The 1,110-nt window shown below is 48.0% G+C and carries 1 protein-coding gene; it reads left to right on the plus strand.

The window, feature by feature from the left end; translation table 11 throughout:
• Positions 1 to 40 precede the first annotated feature (40 nt).
• Entirely contained in the window at positions 41 to 1,045 is a 1,005-nt protein-coding gene (locus HV213_RS33110; protein WP_000427614.1) for an IS110-like element IS5075 family transposase, read from the plus strand.
• Positions 1,046 to 1,110 lie beyond the last annotated feature (65 nt).

Genomic DNA, 1,110 nt, shown 5'->3' on the forward strand with positions numbered 1-1,110 from the left:
AGTACTATGCTGAGGACAGGCTTTCATTCGGAGAACCATCATGGAAAACATTGCGCTTATTGGTATCGATCTGGGTAAGAACTCTTTCCATATTCATTGTCAGGATCATCGTGGGAAGGCCGTTTACCGTAAAAAATTCACCCGACCAAAGCTAATCGAATTTCTGGCGACATGCCCAGCAACAACCATCGCGATGGAAGCCTGTGGCGGTTCTCACTTTATGGCACGCAAGCTGGCAGAGTTAGGGCATTTTCCAAAGCTGATATCACCGCAATTTGTCCGCCCATTCGTTAAAAGCAACAAAAATGACTTCGTTGATGCTGAAGCTATCTGTGAAGCAGCATCACGTCCATCTATGCGTTTCGTGCAGCCCAGAACCGAATCTCAGCAGGCAATGCGAGCTCTGCATCGTGTCCGTGAATCCCTGGTTCAGGATAAGGTGAAAACAACTAATCAGATGCATGCTTTTCTGCTGGAATTTGGTATCAGCGTTCCGCGAGGTGCTGCCGTTATTAGTCGACTGAGTACCCTTCTTGAGGACAGTAGTTTGCCTCTTTATCTCAGCCAGTTACTGCTGAAATTACAACAGCATTATCACTATCTTGTTGAGCAGATTAAAGATCTGGAATCTCAGTTGAAACGAAAGTTGGACGAAGATGAGGTTGGACAGCGCTTGCTGAGTATTCCCTGCGTTGGAACGCTGACTGCCAGTACTATTTCAACTGAGATTGGCGACGGGAAGCAGTACGCCAGCAGCCGTGACTTTGCGGCGGCAACAGGGCTGGTACCCCGACAGTACAGCACGGGAGGTCGGACGACATTGTTAGGGATTAGCAAGCGGGGCAACAAAAAGATCCGAACTTTGTTGGTTCAGTGTGCCAGGGTATTCATACAAAAACTGGAACACCAGTCTGGCAAGTTGGCCGACTGGGTCAGGGAGTTGTTGTGTCGGAAAAGCAACTTTGTCGTCACCTGTGCTCTGGCAAACAAGCTGGCCAGAATAGCCTGGGCACTGACGGCGCGACAGCAAACTTACGAAGCATAAAGGCAGAAATACACCAGTTTAAACAATCATTCATCTGGTTTTGCGAATACTGATATTGATGATAC

The sequence above is a fragment of the Klebsiella sp. RHBSTW-00484 genome, from assembly GCF_013705725.1.
Classification (GTDB): Bacteria; Pseudomonadota; Gammaproteobacteria; order Enterobacterales; family Enterobacteriaceae; genus Klebsiella.